The 26,442-nt window shown below is 50.0% G+C and carries 23 protein-coding genes; 6 read left to right on the top strand and 17 right to left on the bottom strand.

Annotated features, from left to right (window positions below; translation table 11 throughout):
* Positions 1 to 109 precede the first annotated feature (109 nt).
* The 6 genes from pstC (at position 110) to phoR (ending at position 5,578) form a co-directional block, all read left to right on the top strand.
* A complete protein-coding gene (gene pstC / locus IXC47_RS03265) occupies positions 110 to 1,102 on the top strand; it encodes a phosphate ABC transporter permease subunit PstC (RefSeq protein WP_183082351.1) in 993 nt (330 codons plus the stop codon).
* Positions 1,099 to 1,959 carry a phosphate ABC transporter permease PstA gene (gene pstA, locus IXC47_RS03260; RefSeq protein WP_175625547.1) on the top strand — a complete coding sequence of 287 codons (861 nt, stop codon included), beginning with the start codon at positions 1,099 to 1,101 and terminating at the stop codon, positions 1,957 to 1,959. Before pstC ends, pstA begins: the two co-directional genes overlap by 4 nt.
* A gap of 20 nt (positions 1,960 to 1,979) precedes the next feature.
* Positions 1,980 to 2,765 (top strand): phosphate ABC transporter ATP-binding protein PstB, encoded by a 786-nt coding sequence (gene pstB / locus IXC47_RS03255; protein ID WP_175625548.1) that lies wholly within the window; start codon positions 1,980 to 1,982, stop codon positions 2,763 to 2,765.
* Positions 2,766 to 2,835: 70 nt separating this feature from the next.
* The gene (phoU, locus tag IXC47_RS03250; RefSeq protein ID WP_175625549.1) at positions 2,836 to 3,546 is read left to right on the top strand and encodes a phosphate signaling complex protein PhoU; all 711 of its coding nucleotides are present in this window, start codon (positions 2,836 to 2,838) and stop codon (positions 3,544 to 3,546) included.
* A 6-nt stretch (positions 3,547 to 3,552) separates the two neighbouring features.
* Positions 3,553 to 4,242 carry a phosphate regulon transcriptional regulator PhoB gene (gene phoB, locus IXC47_RS03245; RefSeq protein ID WP_012080139.1) on the top strand — a complete coding sequence of 230 codons (690 nt, stop codon included), beginning with the start codon at positions 3,553 to 3,555 and terminating at the stop codon, positions 4,240 to 4,242.
* A gap of 16 nt (positions 4,243 to 4,258) precedes the next feature.
* Positions 4,259 to 5,578, top strand: coding sequence for a phosphate regulon sensor histidine kinase PhoR (gene phoR, locus IXC47_RS03240; RefSeq protein ID WP_195874680.1), 1,320 nt, complete (start codon positions 4,259 to 4,261; stop codon positions 5,576 to 5,578).
* Between the two features lie 190 nt (positions 5,579 to 5,768).
* On the opposite strand, the gene IXC47_RS03235 is transcribed toward phoR, so the two are convergent.
* The 17 genes from IXC47_RS03235 to IXC47_RS03155 form a co-directional block, all read right to left on the bottom strand.
* Complete coding sequence (locus tag IXC47_RS03235) at positions 5,769 to 7,709, bottom strand: polysaccharide biosynthesis protein (protein ID WP_175625551.1); 1,941 nt, start codon at positions 7,707 to 7,709, stop codon at positions 5,769 to 5,771.
* A 60-nt stretch (positions 7,710 to 7,769) separates the two neighbouring features.
* A complete protein-coding gene (locus IXC47_RS03230; protein WP_195874679.1) occupies positions 7,770 to 8,945 on the bottom strand; it encodes a DegT/DnrJ/EryC1/StrS family aminotransferase in 1,176 nt (391 codons plus the stop codon).
* Between the two features lie 12 nt (positions 8,946 to 8,957).
* On the bottom strand, positions 8,958 to 9,593 hold the full coding sequence (locus IXC47_RS03225) for an acetyltransferase (RefSeq protein ID WP_195874678.1): 636 nt from the start codon (positions 9,591 to 9,593) through the stop codon (positions 8,958 to 8,960).
* Positions 9,590 to 10,183 carry a sugar transferase gene (locus IXC47_RS03220; RefSeq protein ID WP_195874677.1) on the bottom strand — a complete coding sequence of 198 codons (594 nt, stop codon included), beginning with the start codon at positions 10,181 to 10,183 and terminating at the stop codon, positions 9,590 to 9,592. The genes IXC47_RS03225 and IXC47_RS03220 overlap by 4 nt, the downstream gene beginning before the upstream one ends.
* The gene (locus IXC47_RS03215; protein WP_195874676.1) at positions 10,180 to 11,433 is read right to left on the bottom strand and encodes a glycosyltransferase family 4 protein; all 1,254 of its coding nucleotides are present in this window, start codon (positions 11,431 to 11,433) and stop codon (positions 10,180 to 10,182) included. Before IXC47_RS03215 ends, IXC47_RS03220 begins: the two co-directional genes overlap by 4 nt.
* Entirely contained in the window at positions 11,433 to 13,244 is a 1,812-nt protein-coding gene (locus tag IXC47_RS03210) for a glucosamine 6-phosphate synthetase (protein ID WP_195874675.1), read from the bottom strand. The genes IXC47_RS03215 and IXC47_RS03210 overlap by 1 nt, the downstream gene beginning before the upstream one ends.
* Positions 13,245 to 13,269: 25 nt before the next feature.
* Positions 13,270 to 14,343 carry a glycosyltransferase gene (locus tag IXC47_RS03205; protein WP_326838357.1) on the bottom strand — a complete coding sequence of 358 codons (1,074 nt, stop codon included), beginning with the start codon at positions 14,341 to 14,343 and terminating at the stop codon, positions 13,270 to 13,272.
* Positions 14,344 to 14,409: 66 nt separating this feature from the next.
* Positions 14,410 to 15,609 (bottom strand): glycosyltransferase, encoded by a 1,200-nt coding sequence (locus tag IXC47_RS03200; protein ID WP_195874673.1) that lies wholly within the window; start codon positions 15,607 to 15,609, stop codon positions 14,410 to 14,412.
* Positions 15,596 to 17,479: an asparagine synthase (glutamine-hydrolyzing) gene (gene asnB, locus IXC47_RS03195; protein WP_195874672.1), complete on the bottom strand. Its 1,884-nt coding sequence runs from the start codon at positions 17,477 to 17,479 to the stop codon at positions 15,596 to 15,598. The genes IXC47_RS03200 and asnB (IXC47_RS03195) overlap by 14 nt, the downstream gene beginning before the upstream one ends.
* Before the next feature lie 15 nt (positions 17,480 to 17,494).
* Positions 17,495 to 18,787 carry a hypothetical protein gene (locus IXC47_RS03190; protein WP_195874671.1) on the bottom strand — a complete coding sequence of 431 codons (1,293 nt, stop codon included), beginning with the start codon at positions 18,785 to 18,787 and terminating at the stop codon, positions 17,495 to 17,497.
* Positions 18,788 to 18,789: 2 nt separating this feature from the next.
* Complete coding sequence (asnB, locus tag IXC47_RS03185; RefSeq protein WP_195874670.1) at positions 18,790 to 20,679, bottom strand: asparagine synthase (glutamine-hydrolyzing); 1,890 nt, start codon at positions 20,677 to 20,679, stop codon at positions 18,790 to 18,792.
* 250 nt (positions 20,680 to 20,929) lie between these two features.
* Complete coding sequence (locus IXC47_RS03180; protein WP_195874669.1) at positions 20,930 to 22,174, bottom strand: glycosyltransferase family 2 protein; 1,245 nt, start codon at positions 22,172 to 22,174, stop codon at positions 20,930 to 20,932.
* Between the two features lie 91 nt (positions 22,175 to 22,265).
* The gene (locus IXC47_RS03175) at positions 22,266 to 23,045 is read right to left on the bottom strand and encodes a cephalosporin hydroxylase family protein (RefSeq protein WP_195874668.1); all 780 of its coding nucleotides are present in this window, start codon (positions 23,043 to 23,045) and stop codon (positions 22,266 to 22,268) included.
* On the bottom strand, positions 23,032 to 23,751 hold the full coding sequence (locus tag IXC47_RS03170) for a WbqC family protein (protein ID WP_195874667.1): 720 nt from the start codon (positions 23,749 to 23,751) through the stop codon (positions 23,032 to 23,034). The genes IXC47_RS03175 and IXC47_RS03170 overlap by 14 nt, the downstream gene beginning before the upstream one ends.
* Positions 23,748 to 24,419 (bottom strand): formyltransferase family protein, encoded by a 672-nt coding sequence (locus tag IXC47_RS03165; RefSeq protein WP_195874666.1) that lies wholly within the window; start codon positions 24,417 to 24,419, stop codon positions 23,748 to 23,750. Before IXC47_RS03165 ends, IXC47_RS03170 begins: the two co-directional genes overlap by 4 nt.
* Before the next feature lie 17 nt (positions 24,420 to 24,436).
* Positions 24,437 to 25,378 (bottom strand): class I SAM-dependent methyltransferase, encoded by a 942-nt coding sequence (locus IXC47_RS03160; protein WP_195874665.1) that lies wholly within the window; start codon positions 25,376 to 25,378, stop codon positions 24,437 to 24,439.
* A 194-nt stretch (positions 25,379 to 25,572) separates the two neighbouring features.
* A complete protein-coding gene (locus IXC47_RS03155) occupies positions 25,573 to 26,424 on the bottom strand; it encodes a phytanoyl-CoA dioxygenase family protein (protein WP_195874664.1) in 852 nt (283 codons plus the stop codon).
* Positions 26,425 to 26,442: the final 18 nt, after the last annotated feature.

The raw sequence follows: 26,442 nt of genomic DNA, 5'->3' as shown, positions 1-26,442 counted from the left end.
CTATTTAACCAAGGGCTGTCTCGGTACACATCGCAAGATGCGCTGAGGCAGCCCTGCTTAAAACCAAATAATTATGAGCGCAAGTCTTAATACTATTCCTGCCCACGCAATGACTATCGATAAAGAAAATAGTGAAAGCGGCATTTTCAGCAAAGCGCTGATGGCCACCATGCGCAAGCAGCGTCTGCAGGATTTTTTATTTCATAAAGTAACGTTCATCTTCGCGCTGAGCGTTTTGTTCGTTTTGCTGGGCATCATTGCATCCCTGATGATAGGGGCATGGCCAGCGTTAAAAGAATTCGGTCTGCCATTCGTGACCAGCGTTGAGTGGGATCCAGTCAACGATCAATATGGCGCAGCAATTGCCATTGTCGGCACTTTAGCTACATCTCTCATCGCCCTGGCGATCGCTTTCCCGATCAGCTTCGGCATCGCTTTATTCCTCACGGAAATTTGCCCGGCCTGGTTGAAACGACCACTGGGCACCGCAGTTGAGTTGTTGGCAGGTGTGCCAAGTATCATCTACGGTATGTGGGGTTTGTTTGTATTTGCGCCATTGTTCTCGGATTACATCCAGCCGGCACTGGCTGCGACTCTGGGCCAGCTGCCGGTCATCGGCAATCTGTTCAAGGGTCCGATGATGGGTATCGGTATCCTGGCTGCGGGCATCATCCTGGCAGTAATGATCATCCCGTTCATCGCTTCCGTGATGCGCGACGTCTTTGAAATCGTGCCGCCAGTCCTGAAAGAATCAGCCTACGCACTGGGTTGCACCAAGTGGGAGGTGGTACGCAAAGTCGTATTGCCATACACCCGTATCGGTGTAGTCGGTGGTGTGATGCTGGGACTGGGGCGTGCACTGGGTGAAACCATGGCGATTACCTTCGTCATTGGTAATGCGCATAAATTGTCGTGGTCACTGTTTGCGGCTGGCAACAGTATCGCTTCGACACTGGCAAATGAATTCGCTGAAGCGGAATCGGTGTTGCACGTATCGTCACTGTTTGCCCTCGGCCTGATCCTGTTCGTGATTACTTTCCTCGTCCTCTCGGCCGCGAAGCTGATGTTGATGGGCATGTCCCGCAAGGAGGGCGCTAAATGAAAACCGAAACCATGAATCCGGTTTATCGGAAACGCTTGTTTATCCATCGCGTCGGTATTGCGCTGTCCTTCCTGGCGATGTTGCTGGGCTTGTTCTTCCTGATGTGGATCCTGTTCACACTGGTGATCAAAGGCGTAGGGGCGATCAACCTGGCGATCTTCACGCAAACCACGCCTGCGCCTGGTAGCGAAGGCGGCGGTCTGATGAATGCCATCGTCGGCAGCTTGCTGATGGTCGGTGCGGCTGTCTTTATCAGCACACCTATCGGCATCCTGGCAGGTATCTACCTGGCGGAATACGGTGAAGTCAGCTGGTTCGCCAAAATCACGCGCTTCGTGACTGACATCATGCTGTCTGCACCTTCGATCGTGATTGGCTTGTTTATCTATGCAGTCTACGTGGCAAACGTGAAGCACTTCTCCGGCTGGGCCGGTAGCTTTGCGATCTCGCTGATTGCAATCCCGGTCGTGGTGCGTACTACCGACAATATGTTGAACCTGGTACCGACCAGCCTGCGTGAAGCAGCTTTCGCACTCGGTGCACCGCGCTGGCGTGTTGCCACCTTTGTGCGTCTGCGTGCAGTCAAGGCGGGTGTCATTACCGGCGTCCTGCTGGCGGTAGCGCGTATCTCGGGCGAAACAGCACCATTGTTATTTACTGCGTTGAACAACCAGTTCTACAGCGCCAACATGAATGCGCCTATGGCCAACTTGCCAGTGGTGATCTATCAGTTTGCGATGAGTCCTTACGATAACTGGCGTTCGCTGGCATGGGGCGGTGCACTGCTGATTACCTTCAGCGTACTGGCACTGAATATCCTGTCGCGTTCTTTGTTCAATCAAAAAATCCATAACTGAATTTAATCCAAGCGAACGCTATGACTACTCAAACGTCTGTGGACATGACCAATAAAAAGACCCTCGAAATTGCCAACCTGAATTTCTACTACGGCTCCTTCCAGGGCCTGAAGAATATCAATCTCGATATTCACGATAAAAAGGTAACGGCATTCATCGGCCCATCGGGCTGCGGTAAATCGACCTTGCTGCGCACCTTCAACCGCATGTATGACCTGTACCCAGGCCAACGTGCGGAAGGCAAGATCATGTACCACGGTAAAAACATCCTGGAACCAGGTCAGGACGTGAACATGCTGCGTGCCAAGGTCGGCATGGTGTTCCAGAAGCCGACGCCGTTCCCGATGTCGGTCTATGACAACATCGCTTTCGGTGTGCGTCTGTATGAAAACCTGCCTAAAGGCGAAATGGATGAGCGCGTTGAATGGGCGCTGAACAAGGCAGCGCTGTGGACCGAAGTCAAGGACAAGCTGAACAAGAGCGGCTTGAGCCTGTCGGGTGGTCAGCAACAACGTCTGTGTATCGCCCGCGGTGTAGCAGTCAAACCGGACGTCTTGCTGCTGGATGAGCCTACCTCGGCGCTGGATCCTATCTCTACGGCGAAAATCGAAGAGCTGATCAGCGAACTGAAAGGTGACTACACCATTGCTATCGTGACGCACAACATGCAACAAGCAGCACGCTGCTCGGACTACACAGCTTATATGTACCTCGGTGAATTGGTCGAATTCGGTGAAACCGATCAGATCTTCATGAACCCGAACAAGAAAGATACACAGGACTACATCACTGGTCGTTTCGGTTGATTGAACAAGAATAAGAACGTGCAGCCTGCTGCACACAGCCATTTAACTGAATTTATTTAGGAGAAACCTGATGTCAGGCGAACACTCTTCCAAGCAATACGACATGGATCTGGAAACCATCCGTTCCAAAGTATTGTTGATGGGCGGCCTCGTAGAAAGCCAGTTTCACGATGCAGTGGCATGTTTTAGAAGCGGTAACATCGGCCAGGCCGAAACCGTCATCAAGTCGGATGAAAACGTCAATACCCTCGAAGTATCGCTGGACGATGCTTGCAGCCACCTGATCGTCAAACGTCAACCGGCCGCGAACGACCTGCGTACCGTCATGGCAACCATCAAGGTCATCACCGACCTCGAGCGTATCGGCGACGAAGCGACCAAAATCGCACGTGCTGCCAAAAACATCACCGAGCGTGGCGTCACCACCATCAATCACTACGAAACCATCCGTGTGATGGCAACCAGCGCCAGCAACATGCTGCACGATGCACTGGACGCATTTGCGCGCCTGGACGGCAAGCAAGCGATCAAACTGATTGCCCAGGATGAAGCAGTGGATCACGAATTCCGTTCGATCATGCGTACCCTCATCACCTTCATGATGGAAGATCCACGCACTATCTCGACCGCACTGGATACCCTGTGGGTAGCGAAGGCGATCGAGCGCATCGGTGACCATGCAAAAAATATTGCGGAATACGTGATCTACATTGTCGAAGGCAAGGATATTCGCCATACTGATTACGCTGCTACGCAATTGGACGAGCGCACCACTAACTAAGCGATTATGGCTGCTGAAAAACCTACCATTCTGATTGTTGAAGACGAACCGCCAATTATCGAGCTGGTGACATTCACCCTGAAAGGGGCGGGCTGGAATGTCGCTGCGGTACAGAACGCAGGCGATGCCTGGGACTTTATCCAGCAACGCCTGCCGCAACTGATCCTGCTCGACTGGATGCTGCCTGATCAGAGCGGTTTGCGCCTGTTATCGCGCATCCGCGCTGATCGCCAGTTCAATGAACTGCCTATCATCATGCTGACTGCAAAAAGCATGGAAGAAGACAAAATCGCCGGTCTCGACAATGGCGCCGACGATTACGTCACCAAGCCGTTCTCACCACGCGAACTGACGGCACGTATCAATGCACTGCTGCGTCGCAAGACGCCTGAGCATTCGCAGACCCTGATGACTGCAGGGAATATCAGCCTGGACCCGGTCAGCTGCAGTGTCAGCATGAACGATGAAAAGATCGACATTGGCCATGCCGAATTCAAACTGTTGAAATTCTTCCTCGCGCATCCGGACCGCGTATTTTCGCGCAGCCAGTTGCTGGACAAGGTATGGGGCGATCACGTCGTGATCGAGGAGCGCACGGTGGACGTACACGTGCTGCGTTTGCGTAAAGCCCTGAAAGACGCGGAACACTTGATCAAAACGGTGCGTAGTGTAGGCTATATGCTTTCTACGAAATAAGCCGACCAACCTGTCTATGAATCCTCAGTTGTTGTTCTGGGTACCCGCAAGCCTGCGACTATCCATCATCTTGATATTTGCAGGTGTTGTCGGATATTTCTTCGGCTGGTCTATAGGCTTGGCTACCGCATTGGTGCTGATGATCGCCCTGATCGTCGTACAACTCAATTATCTATACCTGCTCAGCGCCTGGCTCGATCATCCGGATAGCGAAAAGCTGCCGGATGGCTGGGGTGCATGGACCGATATCTTTTCTCGCCTGTATCGCTTGCGCCGTGACGACGAGCGCAATCGCGCCGAACTGACTGAATGGCTGGCGCGCTTTCGCCAGGCGATGAGTCTCTTGCCGGATGGCGTCGTCATCATGGATGACGTGCTCTTCCTCGAATGGTGCAACCCGGCCGCGGAAAAACACCTGGGCCTGAACAATGGTCGTGACAAAGGTATGCGGGTCACCAACCTGATCCGTAATCCCGACTTCATCGACTACATCATCCTGGGGCGTTACGAGCAGCCACTGACGCTGAGCTTGAAAGACCGCAAGCTCATCGTGCAAATCATCCCGTTTGAAAACCGCCGCCAAATCCTGGTCACGCATGATGCGACAGAATCCGACCGTATCGAAATGATGCGTAGGGACTTCATCGCCAATGCTTCGCATGAATTGCGTACACCGTTGACAGTAATCAACGGCTTCCTGGAAATCGCACAGGGCCAGCCGAACCTGGATCCGGACGTACGGATGTCGCATCTGAACCTGATGATAGAGCAGGGCAAGCGCATGCAAAACCTGGTCGAAGACATGCTGACGCTGACGCGCCTGGAGTCTATCGACTACCCGCTGCGCCCCGAGCACGTCAATATCGGCAACCTGTTACGCCAAATCCTACAGGAAGCGGAAGCCTTATCCGGTGGCCGTCATACCATTTCATTGACGGTGGAAGGCCCGGACATCCAGGGCAGCACTGATGAGCTGCGTAGCGCCTTTGGCAACCTGGTATCGAATGCGGTGCGCTACACGCCGGAAGGCGGCCGTATCGACATCAAATGGCAGGATCTCGGTAACGGACCACAATTCTCGGTCAAGGACAGCGGCATAGGGATACGTGCCGAGCATATCGTCCGCCTGACCGAGCGCTTCTACCGGGTCGACAAGAGCCGCTCCCGTGAAACCCAAGGTACTGGGTTAGGGTTGGCTATTGTTAAACACGTGCTTCTCAGGCATGAGGCGGTGCTGGCGATAGAGTCGCAGCCGGAGATGGGGAGTACCTTTATTGTCAAATTTGACAATAGCGTGGTCGACAACGACGCACTGGGTTTGCTTAAAAACCATTGAGATTGCTAGATAGGCAACTTTTGTTGCCTATCCGGTGCTGTTCAGGGATGGGGCGGGGCTGGCGATTGAATCGCAGCCAGAGGATGGGAGTAAAGATTGATGCTCAGAATACGGATGGCGTTGATTTCTGAGTAAAGGGGGCTGATGCCCCACTCGCGGAAGAAAGTGGGGGAGCAGCTCTGTATTGTGCTTATTTAGGTAAGCCGAGAGCAGTTGCTTCCGCCTCTTGTTCCATATACACCCAGTCAACGATTTCTTCGTTTGGAATATAGCCAGAGACGAGCTGCTCCATCATTCTTCGGATAATGTTGACGTCGTTGAGGTTAAGGGAAATTGTCAGAGCCTGGAGTTTGCTATCCAATTCAGGCCACGGCAAAAAATCCTCATTGGCTTTCATAATCCTTGGATGTGATGTCGTTTGTGGATTGTTTCCTATTAGGAGCTCTTCATAGAGTTTCTCACCTGGACGCAAGCCAGTGATTTGTATTTCAATATCACCATCCTCGTTCTGCTCATCTTTGACACTCAGGCCGGATAGCTCGATCATCCTTCTAGCCAGGTCTATGATTTTTACTGACTGCCCCATGTCTAATACAAATACGTCACCACCCTTGGCCATTGCGCCAGCCTGTATGACAAGTTGAGCCGCTTCAGGAATTGTCATGAAGTAACGGGTGACGTCAACATGGGTAAGGGTAACCGGGCCGCCATCGCGAATCTGCTGTCGAAACTTCGGAACGACCGAACCGGAAGAACCCAGTACATTACCGAAGCGCACCATGGAGAATTTGGTTTCCGGATGATCTTCTGCCAATGCTTGTAAGACCATCTCTGCAAGGCGTTTACTTGCGCCCATGATGTTGGTCGGACGTACAGCTTTGTCCGTGCTAATCAGTACAAAATCGGTGGCACCGTTCTCCGCAGCAGCAAGTGCTGTGCGCAAAGTGCCCAGCACGTTATTTTTTATTCCCTCCGAAGGATTATGTTCGACCAGTGGAACATGCTTGTATGCCGCGGCGTGATAGACGGTATTAGGGTGCCAAGTGGACATGATCTCACGCATACGCTCTTGATCTTGCACTGAGGCCATCAGCGGGACGAGCACTTTCTGCTGGTCGTCCAGTTTCTTTTCCAATTCCTGATGAATTGCATACAACGCGAATTCACTGTGCTCAATCAATAAAAGCTTTGCTGGTCCAATGGCAAGAATCTGGCGGCACAGCTCACTACCGATCGATCCACCTGCGCCTGTTACCAGGACAACTTTATTGATGATATTTTTTGTGAGAAGAATATGGTTCGGAGCAACGGGTTCACGCCCAAGAATGTCATCAATACCAAGTTCTCGCAAATCTGAAATACTGATCTTCCCCTGAGCTAACTCGGTAAGACTTGGCAGGGTACGGACGGATACATGTGCATCGCGGATCTGACTGAGTATTTCATTGCGGCGCTTGCGACCAATGCTTGGTATTGCGAGCAGTACCGTAACGATGTTCAACGAAGAAATGAGACTCGACAAATCTACCGGATTGTAGATAGGCAGGCCGTTGAGCACGTGGCCATGCAAGCGATCATCATCATCCATAAAACCGATGACTTGCATCTCCTGAATATTTGCCATCGCAGTGGCTAGTTGCCGTCCCGCTCCGCCTGCACCATAAATAAGTGCTTTGGGACGCGACGCTTGCTTGAGTATGCTTTTGTACTGATCACCGAGCCATAATCGCGCCAATGCGCGGGATGCACCTACGAATAGCAGCAGCAGGATGGGTTGAATAATTCCCAGAGTGCGAGGGACATCGGTGATTCCTATGGCTGTAAAAATAGATGCGTATAGCAAGCCATAGATAGTTACCGCACGTGCCACGGCCAGTAACGCTGGCCAACCGCTATACCTAAAAATGGCACGATATAAACCGGAAACGATAAAAATAGGAAGTGCTATGGCTATCGATGCTATTACCGCAATAAGAGCATTACCGGACAAAGGTACCGGCTCTCCCAATCGCAAATAGTAGGCAAGCCACACCGTGAGCACACACAGACCCAGGTCTACCAATAAGGCCACAACGCGTTTAGCCGAGCGTGGCAGGGCCAGTATGGGAATAGCAAATAGAGGTTTATTCATTGTCTAACCTCGAAACATATTTCGTTTTATAGATTGATCGTCTGTGTTTGGAAATCATGATTAACTACCAGCAGCGCTTAATACATCATGAATGACATCACATGTTTTGCTTATCTCTTCTGCAGTCAGGGTCGGGTGAACAAGAAACATCAGACTGGTTTCACCTAGTTTCTTTGCAGTGGGAAGGCGTGGCTGCGGTATAAACGTACTTCCTTCAAATGCCTTTTCCAGATAGACCTCTGAGCATGAACCTTGATAGCAAGGAACACCTCGCTGATTGATTTCGGCAACTATGCGATCCCGACTCCAGCCCAGAGCTAGCTTTTCTGGTACCACTTGTACATAGCATTTGTAATGCGCGTGTGTATCTGATGATGGATAAGTGGGAACATGTAGTGCTTCGAATTTGCGACATGCCTGCAGAATGGCTGCTGCATGTTCGGTGCGCTGCATGGTCCATGCCTGCATCCGGCGCAATTGAATGCGCCCGATGACCGCTTGCATCTCCAGCATGCGCCAATTGGTACCGAAGCTTTCATGCACCCAGCGGAAGCCCGGAGGATGTTCCTTTTCATAAACCGCGTGGAAGCTTTTTCCGTGATCCTTAAAGGCCCACATCGTACGCCATAGCGCCTCATCGTTAGTCGTCACCATGCCGCCTTCGCCGCCGGTCGTCATGATTTTGTCCTGACAAAAACTCCAGGCACTTACGTGTCCGATACTGCCGACCCGCCGTCCTTTGTAAAGAGCGCCGTGTGCTTGAGCGCAATCTTCAATCACCTTGAAACCATGTTGGTTCGCCAATGCCATGATTGGATCCATGTCACATGGCCAGCCGGCAAGATGAACGCAAATAACCGCTTTGGTACGAGGCGTGATGAAATTCTTGATTGTGTCAGCAGAGAGGTTGCCACTTTCTGCGTCAACATCGGCAAAAACGGGGATCGCTCCTGCATTGACTACGCATGATGCGCTTGCGATAAATGTGCGGGGTGTGACAATAACTTCGTCACCGGCACCGATACCCAGTCCCTTAAGGGCAAGATCTAATGCGACAGTGCCATTCGCAAGTGCAATGGCATATTCTGTCGTACACCAGCTTGCGAACTCTTGCTCAAATTCGCGACATTCATTTCCGGTCCAATAATTGACGCGATTGGAAAGTAGTACGCGCTGAACCGCTTGAGCCTCTTCTTCCGTAAAGGACGGCCAAGGCGAAAAAGGAGTATTGAGCATCGGAGTTTCTTTTTATGAATTGGATTTGCCGTGTATTGGCCGGGCTGGATTGCCAACAACTGTGCAGGAATCAGGGATAGGTGCGATTACCACAGCACCGGCACCTACCATCACATCAGCGCCTATAGTTATCCCTTGCTTTACTGTTGCGCCAACTCCAACCCAGCTTTGATGACCGACAGAGACGTTACCGGATAGATGTGTGCCTGGACATATGTGTACGGCATCTGCAAGTTCGCAGTCATGATCAACTGTCGCGCCGGTATTAATGATCCCGGCTTGCCCAATTACTGCATCGATGTTGATGCATGCGCCTGCGAGTACGACGCTGCCGCTCCCAATCGATGCATACTGACTGACGGTTGCGGACGGATGAATGATTGTTGCAAGGGGAGCATTGAGTGAAGCGAGCTCTAGATACTTTTGCCAACGTATTTTGCAGTTGCCGATTGAGACTATGACGCCATCAAAACTCTTCAGCTTTTCAAGCAGGGTAGCGGTGTTTCCTTCAACCGGCCATCTGCCATTTTGTTTGACCGATGGCCACGCATCGTCAAAAAAAATGATCGATTCCCATCCGCTGTCCAGGGCGGCCTCTGCCACAACTTTCCCATGGCCGCTGGCGCCCAGCAAGGCAAGTCGCTTCATTTCTTGTCTCCATCGAATTTGGAAGTGGTTGCTTCTCCAGCTGCATTGATGCCATCTCGCACCAATACCTTTTTCACTGTAAGTATCAAAATACGTATGTCGAGCCAGAACGATTGATGGTCTACATACCAGACATCTAATCGAAACTTGTCACTCCAACTGACCGCGTTGCGTCCGTTGATTTGTGCCCATCCCGTAATGCCTGGACGCATTTCGTGGCGTCGTGCTTGTTCTGCTGAATACAGCGGTAAATACTCCATGAGTAACGGGCGAGGTCCGACAAGGCTCATCTCACCTTTCAGAACATTCCATAACTCTGGTAGCTCATCCAAACTGCTTGCACGCAGAAAACGTCCGAAATTCGTGAGGCGCTCACTATCTGAAAGTAACTCGCCTTTTTCGTCCCGGGCGTCGGTCATGGTGCGAAATTTCACCATCGTGAAAGGTTCACCATGCAGGCCAGGGCGAATTTGGCGAAACAGTGCGGGAGCACCTAGTTTGAAATGAACCAGGCCATACAATACAAGCAATATGGGACTGAGCGCGAGCAGTAAGCCCGCCGATACCATGAGGTCAAACAGGCGTTTCATTCCTGTGGTCGCTTGGTTGGTTGATCAAACAATATATCCAGATAGTTTTCCGCTAATTTCTCGTAGCGGCGATTTGCCAGTATCCATTCGCGGCCACGGCTTCCTATGGTGATGCGCTGGGTCTGATCCATCGCCGCGTATTTAAGGATTTCCTGGCGTAATGCAGCAAGATCACCGGCAGGAACGTAGGTGCCACATTCCGCTTCATTAATCATGGAAGGATAGCCGGTGTAGGAGGCAACAATGGGTTTGCCTGCCAGCATGTAGTCAATTACCTTGTTCAAGGATTGTCCGTATTGCCATACTTTGGATACATGCACCGAAAAATACAATAAATCGCAGCGTGCAAGTACAGCCTGAACCAGTTGTTTGGGCACGCGCGGCGCGAACGTCAGATTTGATAAATGAGCATACTTGTCCTCGTAATACGCGCGCAGATCTCCTTCGCCAACGACGAGGAAATGGATGCGCGGATCGTCTTTCATCGACTCTGCGCAATCAAGCATGGTGTCTAGTGCATTGGTGATGCCGATAGTCCCAGCGTGCGTGACAATGAATTTATCTTTTGGAATGTGTTTTTCGACGTAATTTGCAGGCAGTTCATCACGGGCAGCCAAGGTCGCTTCGTCGACTCCCATTGGAATACAGTAGGTTTTCTTATCCTTGCCCAGAACGCGGGCGACGTGTTCTCCAAGGTTGGGCATGGTGCCGACGATGGCATCTGCATATCGGTAGCCTAGCTTTTCAATAGCGCCCAGACCGATTACCAAGGGATTCCAGCGACTAAATCCACCTTCTTCGGTAATTGTCAGGGGCCAGATATCTCGGATTTCGAAAATCAGACGGCATTTATAGCGTGCTCGTAAAAGGAAGCCGTTAAGAATCGTGAGTAGTGACAAACTCGAAACGATGATGACATCCGGGCGGGGCAGTGACTCTTTCGGCAGGCGCAAAAGTCGCCATTCGAAATCCAGCCAACTCAGGATTCGTTTGAGCGATTTGGCGACGGCGTACTTCATGGTCCGTACCCAGAGCAACTGCATACCATCGACGTGCTGTAAAAGATGTGACTGCTCGAGTTTCGGTACTTCTGCAAGCTGATTGGAGTCAGACGTGATGATCAAACTGCGATAGCCCATGCGAGAAAATTCGCGCATGATGAGATAGCCGCGTGCGCCTGAACTGCCTTTCGACGGTGGCGATACGTATTTCGATATGTACCAGACACAACGATTGCTTTGTACAGACATCAATACATCCGTGGAATATTATTAACTACGGAAATGACTTCCTTAAAGTCCATGCCTACTGCATCCAGATACCATTTAATGTTGGGATATCTTGTGCGATTTTCATCATCCACCAAGGCCAAGGCTTCTTCCCGGGACAAGTCACCCTCGCGGATCTGGTTGCTGCGGAAGGTATCGTGTTCTGTAAAGCCTGCAACGGTGTAGTAGATGTAATTGTAGAATGCGGCAGTTCCATCGCCGATGCGCCATGTCGTGTTGGTGTCGGGGGCTCTTTCCCAATCATATTCAGCCAGCGTGTCATCGATCTGACGCTCATCCCAACGCCAATAATCAAAAATATGGAAGTAATCGGTTTTCTCTGCAAAGCTGCGGTAATACTCTCCAGACAGCGTGTCCCATAAGGATGAATTGAAGTATCCAGGACTGGCTAGCATGGCCTTGACGCGCAGATACTGATAGCGCAATTGCTTGAGCGCGCCATGTGAATAAACGCGTTTTTCCTCGAAATCCGGAGGGACCCCTAAAAATCCCGATTTGAAATGGGTGACTTCGAGCGGATTCACGCCCCAGAGATTCAGGCTAACCCCGGTTTGTTTTTTGACTGTCTCGATATGCCGGAAAAAATGCTTATCGCCGGCAGTAAGAATGCTGATCATTCCAAGATGAGGTGATTTGAGCCATGCCGCCAGGTTTTTTTTAATATTTCTGCGTTTTTGATCGATATCGTCCGCGACAATAATGTTTTCGACACCAAGTTCGGCGCTCATTCTGCTGATATTACGTCGCCCCAGATCCGTCACCATGCCCCAATCATAGGTATAGGTGATCGGTTTCATTTGCAGTTCTTTGACAATCAGGTGCAAACCATAACAACTGTCGCGTCCACCGGAAAACGGCACGATACAATCGTTGCCATTTTTGCGTCGATATGACTCCACCAACTCGAACAATTCCTCTTTCGGTCTTGGCTTATTTCGCGGTTTGTAATGTTTGCAATAATTACAGACACCATCGGCGTCAAAGCTGATGTAAGGCATAGTTTCTGGAAGTATGCATTTTGTGCAGCGACGTAAATTGTGGCGACGATAGACGAGCAGCTTTTCTTCTTCTCCGGACAAGGAAAGGCCCGGAATCAGGTTGGTCGTGCGCTCTCTGCGATCACAGATTGTGATGTCTGTTGCAGAGGATGGAATGTCTACAAATACGGCCTCACGCACCTGTTCGATATTCTCGCAGCCGATCACTGTTAATGGATAGCGCTCAGACGCAAAGTAAATGGCGTGATTCTTGGTGCCTGTATAAAGACTGCCGTTGTTCGAAAAGAGACAAAGCTTGCCCAATCTTGGAACTGATAATGCGCATGCGACGACGCCTCGACACAGATCAAGAATACTTGCCGGTAGCGTTTCCAATGATTTGCCCGCATCCAGGTGTGCGGATGCGATGGCGGCAATTGCCTCGGTATCAATTTGCAGCTCGCGTTCTTTACCGATCTGCGGCCAGATAGCCTCATCGTTTACGACAATGCCGTTATGAAGTACGCAAATTCCTTCGCGGATCACAGGTTGGTTGTCGCCTAAACCATTTGTGATAAGTCTGCTATGGCCCATCACGATATGATTCGAAAATGGGCGTACTTCATTCAGCAGTCTGGTAATTGGATAGTCTGCTCGATACGCGCTATATGCATCTTTGCTGTATACAAGCAGGCCACTGGAATCACGGCCGCGTTGTTGAGAATGTCTGACCAGGATATCGAGTTCGCTTTCGAGTACCGGTACCGGTGAGACGATGCCAAAAATTCCGCACATTTGAGTTGCCTGTTAGTTAGGTGATTTAGTGAACATGAGTAGATACCACATATCGATAGAAATCGAGTAGTTGTGTTTCCTCATTGAGCCAGTTATAGCGGGATAAAACGGCACGTCGGCCGTTGTCGCCCATTTGTTTTGCTTCTGCAGGATGCGTCAGTAAATAGTCGATGGCGGAAGCAATTTCTGTGGGGTTTTCAGGGTCTACGCATAGCCCACAAGCATTTTCATCGACGATACCCCGCCACAATGCAAAATTTGAGGCGATCACAGGAATGCCTGCCGACATGTATTCAAACATTTTGACCGGTAGCGCGTCCAGATAATTGGGGATGGGCAATAAAGTCACCAGGCCGGCGCGCGATCGTTCATAAATTTGACTGACACCGAGCCTGTTTTGAACTCCGTACTCATTAACTCGTTCCCAGCCAGGAATCGATTGCACCTCAATCCTGAGGTCGGCTTCAGAGAAACCACCCGCGAGATTTAATCGGGCATCGCTTTTTACGGACGACATGGCGGTGACAATTTGTCGAATGCCACGAACACCAGACAAGCCGCCGACGTAACAGACTTCATCGGGTTTGGTATCCCAATTTTCACTAGGCGAAAATTCTACAAGAATTGGATAGTTGCATACTTCTACGGTGTCCGGATTGATCGTCCTGAACTTTGCTCCAATAAACGGGGTTGCAGCCACCACACCTGTGAGTCTTTTACAGGCAAAACGCTCTACGGCTGAATAGACCCGGGCAGCGATTTTCAAAATAAATGGCGTCAGGTATGGCTTATTCAAAAGCTGTAGTGATACATCTTCGTGCGCGTCGAAGATAACAGCCTTACCTTTCATCGATAACACCAGACCAACCCACAACAGCTCCGGGTCATGCAGGTGATAAATATCGGCATCCAAAGCTAAAGCCTGCTTAAGAACCCGCCGGGTAGCGCCTGCCACGCGTGCGAGGCGTCCCCCCCGTTTGCCGACGTCATGAATGGCGACTCCGCCTTGCTGCTCGGCACCAAGATTGTCGGCCACCACGAGATGAACCTCATATCCGGCTACGGCCAGACTCTTGCATTCCTTGTGGAAAATACGCACATCATCTCTGGGATGTGCCGAAGTGAGATGTGCAATTCTGATAGTGGAGGGCGGCATGTTTCGTTATTACCCAATCAGAGATGTATAGGCCTGCTGCAACCGTGCGCTTTGGGTTTGCCAGCCTAATGCGTGCAAGTCCTGAGGCAGATGCACGGATTTTCCAGCTTCGATGCGGTCAATTGCTGCGACGATAGAATTAATATTGACCTCACAGCATTCGCCCAATCCATACTGCTGCACCGTATGGGCTATATCCGGAAAATCCGATGCCAGCACGGGAATGCCCGCAAATGCATACTCAAAGAGTTTGTTCGGCAGGCAATAGTAGTCGCTCAAGGAGACGTTCTCGATAATGCACAAACCGTAATCTGCGCTCCTCGACAAGGCGACGACTTCTTCATGCGGCACCGGCGGATGCAGATGTATGTTGCTGAAAGTTTGAGCCGCCGACTGAATTTCATTCTCAAGCGAACCATAGCCCACGAATACGAGATGCGAAGCCACATTCTCTCTCGAGAACGCAGCCAGCATTTTTTCGATGCCACGACCGTTCACTAATAGGCCCAGATACAGAAAAACTTTTGCGCTTTGGGGAATGCCAAATTTCTCGTGAAAATAGCGCGGTGTGCCTGAACCTTTTTCTTGCTCTCCAGCCGCTGCAAAAAGTGGCGAATTCAGGATTAAAGAGCTTGGTTTCGGACCAAGATGCTGTTCATACCATGCAATGATCGAGGGACTTACTGTGACGAGATGGTCGATGGAGGACCACGCAACTTGTTCTGCCCATAATGTCAGTCTGGCAATTGCGCGCGATTGCCCATTTTTGTTCGATTCCAATTCATGGGCATCATAGATAAGCCGGGCCTTGAAACAGTGTTTGAGCAAAACGCCGACCAGAAGTGCAGGTGTGTCGTGACAGTGGATAACATGAGGTCGTACTTTCAACCCCTGAAAAAACAGACGCGCCATCATTTCAATAGCAACAATCAGATGCCTGACCGGGCCGGGAAGGAAACGCAATTTGCGTGTCGCCAGTGCCAATGATGTGATTTTCGCTCGCGGCGACACATTCGTGTCTTTGGCTCCCAGGCGCAGACGAATCCCGATGCCATGCAACTCAAAATGGGGAACGTCTGCCAACGCCAAGATTTCCTTCAGGATACGATTGTCCGAAGGGATATCGGTATGCGTCAGGTGCAAGATCCTGACCGGAGGGCGCGACTTCTTATCCGTTTTCAGGTTTGAAGATTCTTTAGTCGGCAACACAGGCTTTCCATCTGTAAAAATTGATCCAACGCCAGACTTGCCAGGAGAAGGCTCGCCGACCTGCAATGACGTCATCGAACTGTGCCAGCAGCATGTCCCTGCGTATAAATGGGATCTGCATGTCCTCGCTCAACCAGGTCCGGGCTTGGCCGGCAATGGAAAGAATCCATTCTTTTTCAGGGGGTTCGAAGCCGATTTTATCTTTCCGGAACAACACCTCGTCAGGGACAATACCCTTCATCGCTGCGCGAAACAGATGCTTGGTTTCACCCGATGGCGAAACAAGAAAGCGTTCAGGCATTGAAAGCATGAGTTCAACCTGATCCAATGTCAGGAAAGGCACCCGGCTCTCTACAGAGAAGCGCATTGAGTTTCGGTCGCCATGACGTAGCAAGGCAGGCAGGCCGTGACGGGTCAGCATGTTAGACATCTGAGCTACCACGCGTCGGCCAGAGGCCTCATGGCCCGAACGGTAGCGTTCTATTCTGCCGACAATTCCCATATCTTTAGCGACATCGCTGCGTATCCAGTCAGGTACCTGGTTCATTCCTGCCAGCGCACGCATCATTTCATGCGACAGACCGGTGCTGAGTTCTGCGAGAGCAGCACGTAAGCCGGTTTTCACGCTGCGACCGGGCCACTTGGCCCAATTGGCAAGAAACGTTGCGGCCTCACCGAAATGCCCGCGATCGAGCAAGCTACGAATCCGTTCTCCAGGAAAACCGGTATAGCCGCCATGCGCTTCATCCGCCCCCTGGCCATCCAGCGTTACGGTCACGCCATTCTCTTTGGCCAACTGGTAGACCCGATACTGTGCGTAAATACTCATGCTGCCAAACGGCTCGCCCTGAGCATGAATCAGAGTATCGATATCACGTACAAGCTCATCTGCTGTGATGCTAACTTTATGAGCCTTTGCACCGACATGCCTGTTAATAATATCTATCCATTTTTCTTCATTTACCCGACTGTCTGCCGCGATAAAGCTGAAGGTATTGATCGGTAAGTCTGGTTCTAAATAGCGCATCGCGCAAACGACAGCAGATGAATCCACGCCGCCGGAAAGGGCGGCGCCGATCGCAACGTCACTACGTAAATGCAAACGTATGCTGTCGAGAAAGCGTTCTCTGACAAGTTCGACAGCCTGCCCGAAACTCAAGTCTGTTCGTTCGGTGACACTAGGTATCCACCATTTACGGGGCTCGGAGTGTTTTCCCGTAGTCAAATCGACCTGGAGCAAATGTCCAGCTTGTAGATGCGCTATGCCTTCAATAAAGCTCTCAGCTCGACTGTCGTATTCTCCATGTACAAGATAGTCGTATGAACGCTGCCAGTTCACCGTCAATTTCTCTCGCTTTAGCGATTTGATTGCGGGGATTTCAGACGCAAAAAGAAACGTTTCTTGCTCTTGGGTGTAAAAAAACGGCTTGATTCCGAAGGCGTCACGAACGCAGGTCAGCGTAAGGGCTGCTTTATCGAGAACGACAAAAGCGAACATGCCGACGAGTTTTTGCAGGCATTCAGCACCCCATTGGCGCCATGCGACTAGTAACACTTCCGTGTCAGAGTCGGAAGAAAATGTATGCCCTAAAGTCTTAAGCTCGGTGCGCAGCTCAAGATAGTTATATATCTCTCCATTGAAGATGATCGAATAGCGGCCATCCGGGGTTTCCATTGGTTGATGGCCCGCCGAACTCAAATCGATGATCGAGAGTCTTGTATGTCCGAGCACTACCTGCGATGGGCCGCATTCGAATCGTTCTATGCCGCTGTCATTCGGGCCCCGAAAACGCAGGGCTTCGAGAGCTTTGTCAAATTGAGATGCTAAAGGCGATGTTCCTCGCCACACTCCACCAAGTATTCCGCACATATGTCTAATTAATACTCAACGAAAAATCCGTGCCGCCGACCTGAGTGCACTATGCAGCACAGGATAGGGGGCAACAGCATTTGCCACCCTTGCACGGAATTGTTGGCTGCGCCAGCGGGATTTATACTTGGCCGGCATCTCCGTCATGTAACGGGTAATGTTGCTGCGGGCGCGTTCGCGGTTGGGTGCAAGGTTCTTGCGGGCAGCCAGATCCCCTATCAATTCCAGCGTCATTTTGGCTTTGTTACGATAGCGCAGGGCGTCGACGCTTAGGATGGTTTCCCTGCAACGCTTGATCATCTTGATTACCTCAGTGGTATCAGACATGGCGGCGCGCACTTCTTCGAAGTTGCTTGCATCCTGGCGTATGGGGATATAGTGTTCTCCCGGTTTTATGATGTCGCTGTAGTCACCATCTACAAGTATTTGTGCGCTATCCAGGAGGGCCGCTTCAAGGACGCGCGGAGAGATCGCAGTAAAACTGTATAACCCTTCCTGTCCGGCAAAACATGCGGCTTCGACCGTTTCGAATGTTGCATCTGGATTGGTCGCAATATAAGTCCGAACGTGACGTTGAATTTCGCCGGTAGGATCCAGAAGACTGCTGCCACTATTCGCACCCAGCGTAAATTTGGAGTTATCGATAAACTTCAACCACGCGTCTCCGAACAAAGTTCCTTTATCCCCCAGTTCAATATCGACATTCAATCCCGTATGTGTTGCAAGTCGGGCGACATCTCTCCCAATCGTCCATTTTGTCTGTCCGACTCTGCCAAAGTACGGTGGCAATTTTTTTGCCCTGTAGCCAATATCAATGGTTCTTGCCTGAAAAGGTTGGGTTGGTCTATCGATCAAGCTTTCATCAATGTAACCGGTATAACCGAGGCGTATGGTGCCATGCTTGTGATAGCGGGGATATAGGACGTCCCAACCAGATGCGATTACGGAGAACACCACGTCGATATTCCACTCGCACATCCAGTCATCCAGCAAAACATTGCAATCGTACTCATCTTGCGGGAATGCAATCTTGACGGCGCCTGATTCGCGAACAAAAGCATATGCATCTTTCCTCGCCTGCAGAAAATCAAGCGAAGCCCAGCGTGCTGTCAGGAACGTAACGTCCAGCACGATTGCATCGAAGTCCTGTTCTGTTACGTACTCCGGCAGTGGGAGCGTAGCATCGTGATAGAGGTAGTCGTGCTCCGGGAAATTTCTCTGCAGCGCAAACACGTGATGGCTTAAAAAGGCCGGCGCAAAGGCAGGATCCCCGAGGCTATGTAGAACGAGAATGCTTAGTCGATCCATGCTTAGTCAATAAATTGTTGGTGCCAAAGCTCAAGGCTTAACAAAGCCCAGAGATTACGTCCGTAAATGCTCTGCGAATCCAGTAGCGCGTCGACTGACATGCCGGGGGCCAAATAGGGGCGGGATTTGGCTCGCTCCGAACCTAGAATGTCACCAATCAGATCGCGTGCCTTACCACCACGCTTGAGCCATAGATTGATTGGAACAGGAAAGCCCATTTTGTCTTTTCTGTTCGTGATCGCCTGCGGTAGCCGATTGGAAAACACCGTCTTGAGAAGACGCTTCAACTCACCGTTTTTGAACTTGATATCCGCGGGAATAGTGGCGGCGAATTCGACAAGCGGGTGGTCAAGGAAGGGGACGCGAGCTTCCACTCCATGTGCCATGCTCATTCGGTCTTCCACCTGAAGCAATGCTGGTAACAGTGTCTTGAAATCGAAATGAGTCATAGCATCAAAATATGATTCCTTGCCAACATTTTCGCCCCAGAAGATACTCTTGAATTCAGCCATGGTTGCGCGTTGATCCATAGCCTCACTATTTAATATGCCGCCAAAGGTATTCGCCCGATTAACCAAGCGCCAATAACGATCATCACGCTCTCCGAATACTCCGTTGGCCCAGAATTCTTTTAGCATCGGCTTGTATTGCCGCAAGGTCTCGAGATTGGGAATGATTGATTCGTAGGTCACGAGATAATTGCCGCTATGAAGAGTGCCTTCGATAGCCCCCTTGATACACTGCTCAAAATAAGCCACGAGGTAGCGAGCATAGCCGCCGAATATCTCATCGCCACCCTGGCCGCCGATTACAACCTTCACGTTTTTGCCAACCAGCTTTGACACCATGTATTGCGGAAACGCACCTGGGCCTGCGGTGGGTTGATCGAGGTGCCAGATTACCTTGGCAATGTGATCGACAAAGTCTTGTTCGCCGATATCGGCAACATGCAACTGCATATTCTGCTCATCTGCCAGTGCTGCTGCATATCGAGACTCATCAAAATCCGCTCCCTCGCTGAAGCGCCCATTAAATGCCTGGAAACGTTCATCAGGACGCGCATCCCGAGCTAGCGCGGCAAGCAGGCTGGAATCAACACCTCCGCTGACGTAACTACCAACTTCAACGTCGGCGCGAAGATGCATGCGTACAGAATCCTCCAACAACTCGCGTAAACGTTCCGAGAACCAGCGCTCGGTATGTTCATAGTCAATGTTGTAATGGACTTCCCAGTAACGTGTTTGGCGTGGCTCTTGCCCCGGGATTATGGTGGCGTAATGAGCGGCCGGCAATTGCGATACCCCGTCTACCAGGGTCTTCTCACCCAAACAGAATTGAAAAGTGAAGTAATCCGATAGCGCCTTGCCATTCACCGTGCGACTGTCCAGGAAGGGCAGCAGAGCCTTCAGCTCAGAACCAAAGTACAGCCCATTTTTTGTATTCGCCCAGTATAGGGGTTTAATACCGAACCGATCTCTTGCGAGAAACAGTTTTTGTTCGAGGGCATCCCAAATGGCGATTGCAAACATACCGCGCAATCGTCCGAGGCTGGCGGCCCCCCAACGTTGATAAGCACGCAGGACCACTTCTGTATCCGATCGTGTCCGAAACTCACCGCCGAGTTCTTCCCTCAGCTCGATGTAGTTATAGACCTCGCCGTTGAAAATAATCGTATAGCGACCATCTTCACTCGACATGGGCTGCGTACCCGATTCGATATCAATAATTGCCAGTCGCACATGCCCTAAACCTGCGAAGCCGTCGCGACTGACCCAAGTACCCGAACCATCGGGGCCACGATGTCTAATTCGTTCCATGCCATCATGAAGCGATTTGCTTGCCGCCTCAATACTTAGCGGTGCCTTTGTTACAAAACCGAAGATTCCGCACACAACTATTGTCCTCTCAATGCAAGAGCCCGTTTCACTTAATGCGTATAGGGCGAACCGATACAGGGGGCTCCGGATTATGTGGTCATATTACAAACAATGAAACACAAAGCTTCAACATACCCAACCTTCATTTAATACCGACAACAAACTGGGCCTGTTGGTATTTATATTGCCCTGATTCGAAGACCTTAATCCAAGACGGGGGCGAGAGCGTTAATCAAAATCTAACGCTATTCTAATAAGTCGCCACTCAGTACTTATCTCTTTCTAAAAGATCTTGCAAACGAAGCCGGACAGATGTTGGACGTGTTCGTTGTTCGGGACCATGGTATTTTCTGCGCATTTCCAGAGCAAACTCTGGAATCAATTGTCTTAAGAGGACCTTTACCTTATTTTTAATTGCTGTCCTCCGCATCGCAGTCGTTTCCTCTACAGGTAAGCGCTGTTTTAACCTGGAAAAATATTGCTCCCGCTCCGATTCATTTAGTTTTTCATTAACAAAACATGCAAGGAGTTCCCTATGCTTCTGCGCTATTTGGGGAGATGACCAAATGCGCCCGGAGATATCCAAATCCTCGGTGACGTAGACAAGCCAGTTGATTCGATTTAATTCATATTTAAGATCGAACCTATGTTTAAGCGACACGTAGTCGCGAGCAACAATATTGTGTGGACTTGAATACAAATATGGAACGAGCATTTCTTCAAAAAGCTGCTCAGACTCACTCAGGCTGTTTAAATAAGAAAGAGCATGTTCGTCCCGTATGTTCGATTGACCACCGTTGCTTAAATCAGTGTTTATGTGGACGATTCCTGGTCGATTGATTTCCATTGCAGAATTCGCATACGATAACCCGAGAATCATGGATGTGTAATCAGGACTAACGTTGTAAAAAAGTTGGCCTGTATTCTCCATAATGCGCGTTATTAGATGTCTATCGTAAGCACCAAAACAAATTTTTCCGCGAACATAATGAGATGATCCCTGTTCGTGCCTTGATACCGTGGCGAAGGCTTTTTTTCTAAGCTCTTCTTTGGGGTCAAATTCTTCAAAGTGTTTGTTCGGTGAAATCTCGGAAACACCTCTTACGTAATCTCCCATTCCAAAATAATCTGGAAACTTTAATGGCGTGAATTTACTGTCAACCCAGTTTAGGATTTCAGTTGGATTTTTTTGCAGAATCTCCGCTACATATGCGAGCGTTCCGGGCAACAAAAACATTTTGTCTGTGAAAAAACAGACATAGTCGCCGGTCGCATACTGAAGCGCATAGTTCCAATTGGCAACCATGCCGAGAGGGGCGGGCGGCCTAACATATTTAATATTTTTTAATAGAGACTTCCGGCAATAAGTTTCACACGATAATGCTGGATTCGTGTAATTGTCGGAAACAATTATTTCGAAATCGTTATATGTTTCACGCTCCAGAAACGCCAATGCAGCCTCAATAAACTTGGGGCGATGTCTAGTCGGATAGATCAATGAGAACTTCAAATTTTCTTACCTTAATTTTTTCTATCCGGTCAAAATTTATTTTTACTTTTATTTTTGCGAATCTAACTGATTAGATTCGCAACAGAAAAATTTAACTGGTTCTTTTTAAGAATCCATCAGGTGCTACTGAAATCAATAACTTGTGATCAATTGATTTATCAATGGAAAATTCGTTATGTGACTTCAAGTATTCCCATACTGCAGTTTTTGGATTGTTACCAGGCCCCCAAGGACGGTCGGGGAAAAAATCGTCTGGCATGTCTTCGACAATAGTATCTAAAACAATGCAGTAGCTGCCTTTACTAACCAACGGTGCATATGCATTTAATTCGGCTAATACATGTTCGTGCGTGTGGTTGCTATCTAGGCAGACGAGTACGCGCTTGTAGTTGCTCGCAATTTGGTGAACCTGTTCGATGGTTTCGGCGGCAATACTAGATCCTTGAATCATCTGGATGCGGGATGCCAGAGGATGGGCTTCGATCGCGGTGCGATTGTGCGCACGAATATCGATGTCGATACCTAGCACTTTTCGCTTAGAAACTTTAGGATCAAGGTTCTGTCCTGACTCTATCGCGTCACACATATCCAGCAACGCCAACATGGAGGCACTAAACATTAGCGAGCCACCGTGTGCAATGCCGGTCTCGATAATGAGGTCAGGGCGAATTTCCCAGATCAATTCTTGCAGCGCCCAGGCATCGTTAGGGAACTGAATCGCGGGGCGTCCCATCCAAGAAAAATTGTACGCCCACTTGTGTGGAGAAATTTCCCGAGTCCAGATTCGGGACAATGCTTGCAAATCTAAGTCGCGGCCGAGGCTGGCGATGTTTTCCTGAACTTCTTCTTGAAATTGTTTAATCGGATCCATTGATGAATGCTTTCCAGTTGATGGCCTCAGATTGAATGACGCGGCGACCTTCCTTGCCACAATTCGCCACTAAATCTAGACCGGTTACATAAGGGGTGAAAGCCCCGTTTAATTGCGGATAAGGCGCACAGTTGTACTTCATATATCGCACTTCGATGCCCTTGTTCTCGAAAATCTGGTGGTTAAGATAGTTGCGAGCACCATGTCCCGTAACGTAAATATCTCCGTCGAGTGCGACACACAAATCGCACAGCCGCTGGCTGCTACTCCCGAATACGCCAGTCTCTTGGGAACAAACGAAGCGGGTACTCTGAGTTAGCTCGAAGTATTCTGCCAAAGCAACGATGGAATTGCGTGAGACGTCGGCCAGTGAACTGATGGGTCGCTTAAACACTCCTTCGACTAAAGTCAACATCTCTTCACAATACGGCGCATTCACATACGCTTGTTTGAGCACATCAAGGTGCCGTGAGCGCCAATCGCTGCTCTCGTCCACCATGACCTCACTGATCAACTGGCCTCGATGTTGGTCACGTAATGGAACTGTAAGCCATTGCATCCCTCGGGCGGTTTTTACCTGAACCCGGTTGTAAAAGCCACGAGTAAATTGCACATCGTCGTAATGCGTAAATATATCAGCCTGACGAATCTGTTCCAGCAGACCGACCCAAGGAAAATACATAGATTGTGAAATGACTACCTTCATACGCCGATCTTTTCTTCACGTGAAACCCAGTTACAGTAAGCTGTGTAGAGGGGCTCGGGGAGGCCGGGCCAAGCTAAAGCCACACCAGGTTCGCAAGGCATATTGGCCATCACTACATCGATGCCTCTTACCATGTAAAACCAAACTAAGGTCAGCCAGGTCTTTTGTAGATAGCTGAGCCGCTGTAGTCTTTGCAGATCGTGGTCTTGTCGTAATGGCGCGGCTACCTGCGCCCGGATTTCCCCTGTATCAAGTCCTGCATCGACACGGTGCAGTGTTGCGCCGAAAATCGCGACTTTAGCCTTCCACGCGTCTTCCACTCCCCGCAAGCCAGCAAAGGCCGGCAACAAAGATGGATGGATGTTCCAGACACGTAGATCATCAATCAGAGGTGCTGTCACACGTCGTGTATAAAACATGAGTACATCCTTACAACCGGAGGTTTTAAACAGCGCATGTGCCTCCGCCGAGAATGCTGCAGCACTTTCGTATTGCAGCCGATACGTAGGGTGACCAACTTCACGCGACCACTGTTCCAGACCACATTCCCTATCTGTAACGACGATCCATTCGATCTTGAGTCCGGCTGCACGCAGGCACGCATCGGCAGCGATCAAGGCGCTACCACCACTTGAACCAATGATGCCAAGTCGTACTGTTGTTGCCAAAGTCGTCACTGTGACCCTTATAGGAAGAACTTGCGTAGGTTATCCAAGTCGGGCATTTTTTTCAAAATCCCTTTAGCAGAGACCGGATTCAGCCCGACAAGCAGGGTAGTTACATCAACATTTATGTCTGCCGGTTTGATGACGGGTTTGCTTTGAATCAAATGCCCTACTAGGAAAGGATTTTGATCAAGGAAGCAAGTCACGCGCTCAGGCGATTCAAGTGCCGTGTACAGAAATGTGCCGTAAAAACCTGCCCCGTAGATGGCCAGTACTTCGTCAGCTGCTAATGTGCGTTCGAATTCTCGGGTTTTCGTTGCGGCAGTTGACCAGAAGGTGGCTATATCCTGAATATTTTTCACAAAGCGACTGACATCCGTTTGCTGAAACTTGTCGGATGATTTTTCGGCGATAATTACAAATGCACCACGATGCGAGTGAGTATCAATCTCCACCGTATTGAATCCGGCGCTAGAAAACAAATAGAGCAGAGATGCTTCCGTAAAATGGTTGATATGGTCGACCACTACGAAATCGGCGATGTTCGTGAAGATATTCGGGACAATACAGTAGAACTTGCCACCTGGTTTCAGGAGTTTGGCGACATTCGCTAACGCATGATTTGGCTCAACAATATGCTCAAATGCGAAGAAAGAGGTGATGACTTCAAATTTTCCTTCCCATTCTGGACGCGGTGTGTAAGTTGACCAATTATCCGCAGATGAAAACGTGGACCAGAACGGAACGTAGCGCTCGCTTACATCGAATAGATGGAGTTGCAAATCTGGACGAAGATTGCTAAGTGTCCGATAAGTGCTGCTTTTTGCGCATCCGTAGTCGAGCATCACAGTACCTGGCTTCAGGTCTAACTTGTCCAGTAGTGTTTTTACCTGATGTTCGGTCCGATAAACGGGATTGTCGTCGATGACCTCATAGATCTGGTCTTCGTCCTCGCTTTCCATGAGGATGTCGTAGCCCTTATCATAATAAGCGTCAGTGTCAAGCTGCTCCTGCGTTTGAACGTGCGCGCATACCGGACACATATGTACATAGGTCGTTAGTTTGACAATTCGGCACAATGAATCTACGGATGTCTCGCCTCCCGACTCATATATGCAAGGAGATAAGGCTCCCCCGCATACATTGCAGATTTTACTCATAAAGCACCTGTTTTGACGACCAGTTCAGGGTGGATTTTGCTGAAGTCTTTACCTGCGGCATAGGAGCCGCTCCACTCGTGCGAAATTCCTGTCTTTTCGCGAAAATTGAATAAGCGGCTTTGCATGGACCAGCGCGACCTTTGACTCACATTACAGCCCGAGGCGTGCAGGGTGAGAAAATCCATGACTAATAGATCACCAGGATTCAACAAAGGGGCAACTTGTTCATAACGAGCGATACGCTCTTCACGATTTTCAAGAATGAGTGCATACGCACCGGCTTTACCAGGGTTCTCTGGGTCGGTGGTATGCACCGGCACTAGCCCTTCTACTTGAGATCCTGGGCAAATACGTACTGGCCCCATATTTTCTTCTATCGGCACCAAGGGACTCCAAAATACAGCTCCATCAACGCTGCGGAGTTGAGCCGGGTATTCCTGATGCCAATCTACGCGGAAACGCTCTTCGCTTGGATTGTCGATACGGATGCCGTAACCGCCGGCAGCGATACCGATCAACTCAGCTTTGATCAACTGGTTGTATAACTTTTCATGGCCGCTGGAGCATACTAGGCGGACAAAAGCGGGGATTTGTTTAATGGCGTCATACACGACTCCACCCAGGCGGCGGTCATGTGAAATCAGATCAGCGAACTGATGGTCGAAGCTCGCCCAGTTTTCGGGGACGGTGACTTCGTAACCATTGTGCTCGCGGATGAGACAGATGAGCTCTCCGATTGCGCGCTGAATAGGCAGAATCTCTGTTTCAAGATCGTAACAATTTCGGAGAACTACGAATCCGTCCCGGTGATAGGCTTTGATTTCACTTTGAGTCAGTGTATCGCGCATAGCTTTCTTTCCTTAAAA

It is taken from the genome of Herminiimonas contaminans, from assembly GCF_015645465.1.
In the GTDB taxonomy this organism is placed as follows: Bacteria; Pseudomonadota; Gammaproteobacteria; order Burkholderiales; family Burkholderiaceae_D; genus Oxalicibacterium; species Oxalicibacterium contaminans.
This window is presented reverse-complemented; position numbering and strand designations above follow the sequence as displayed.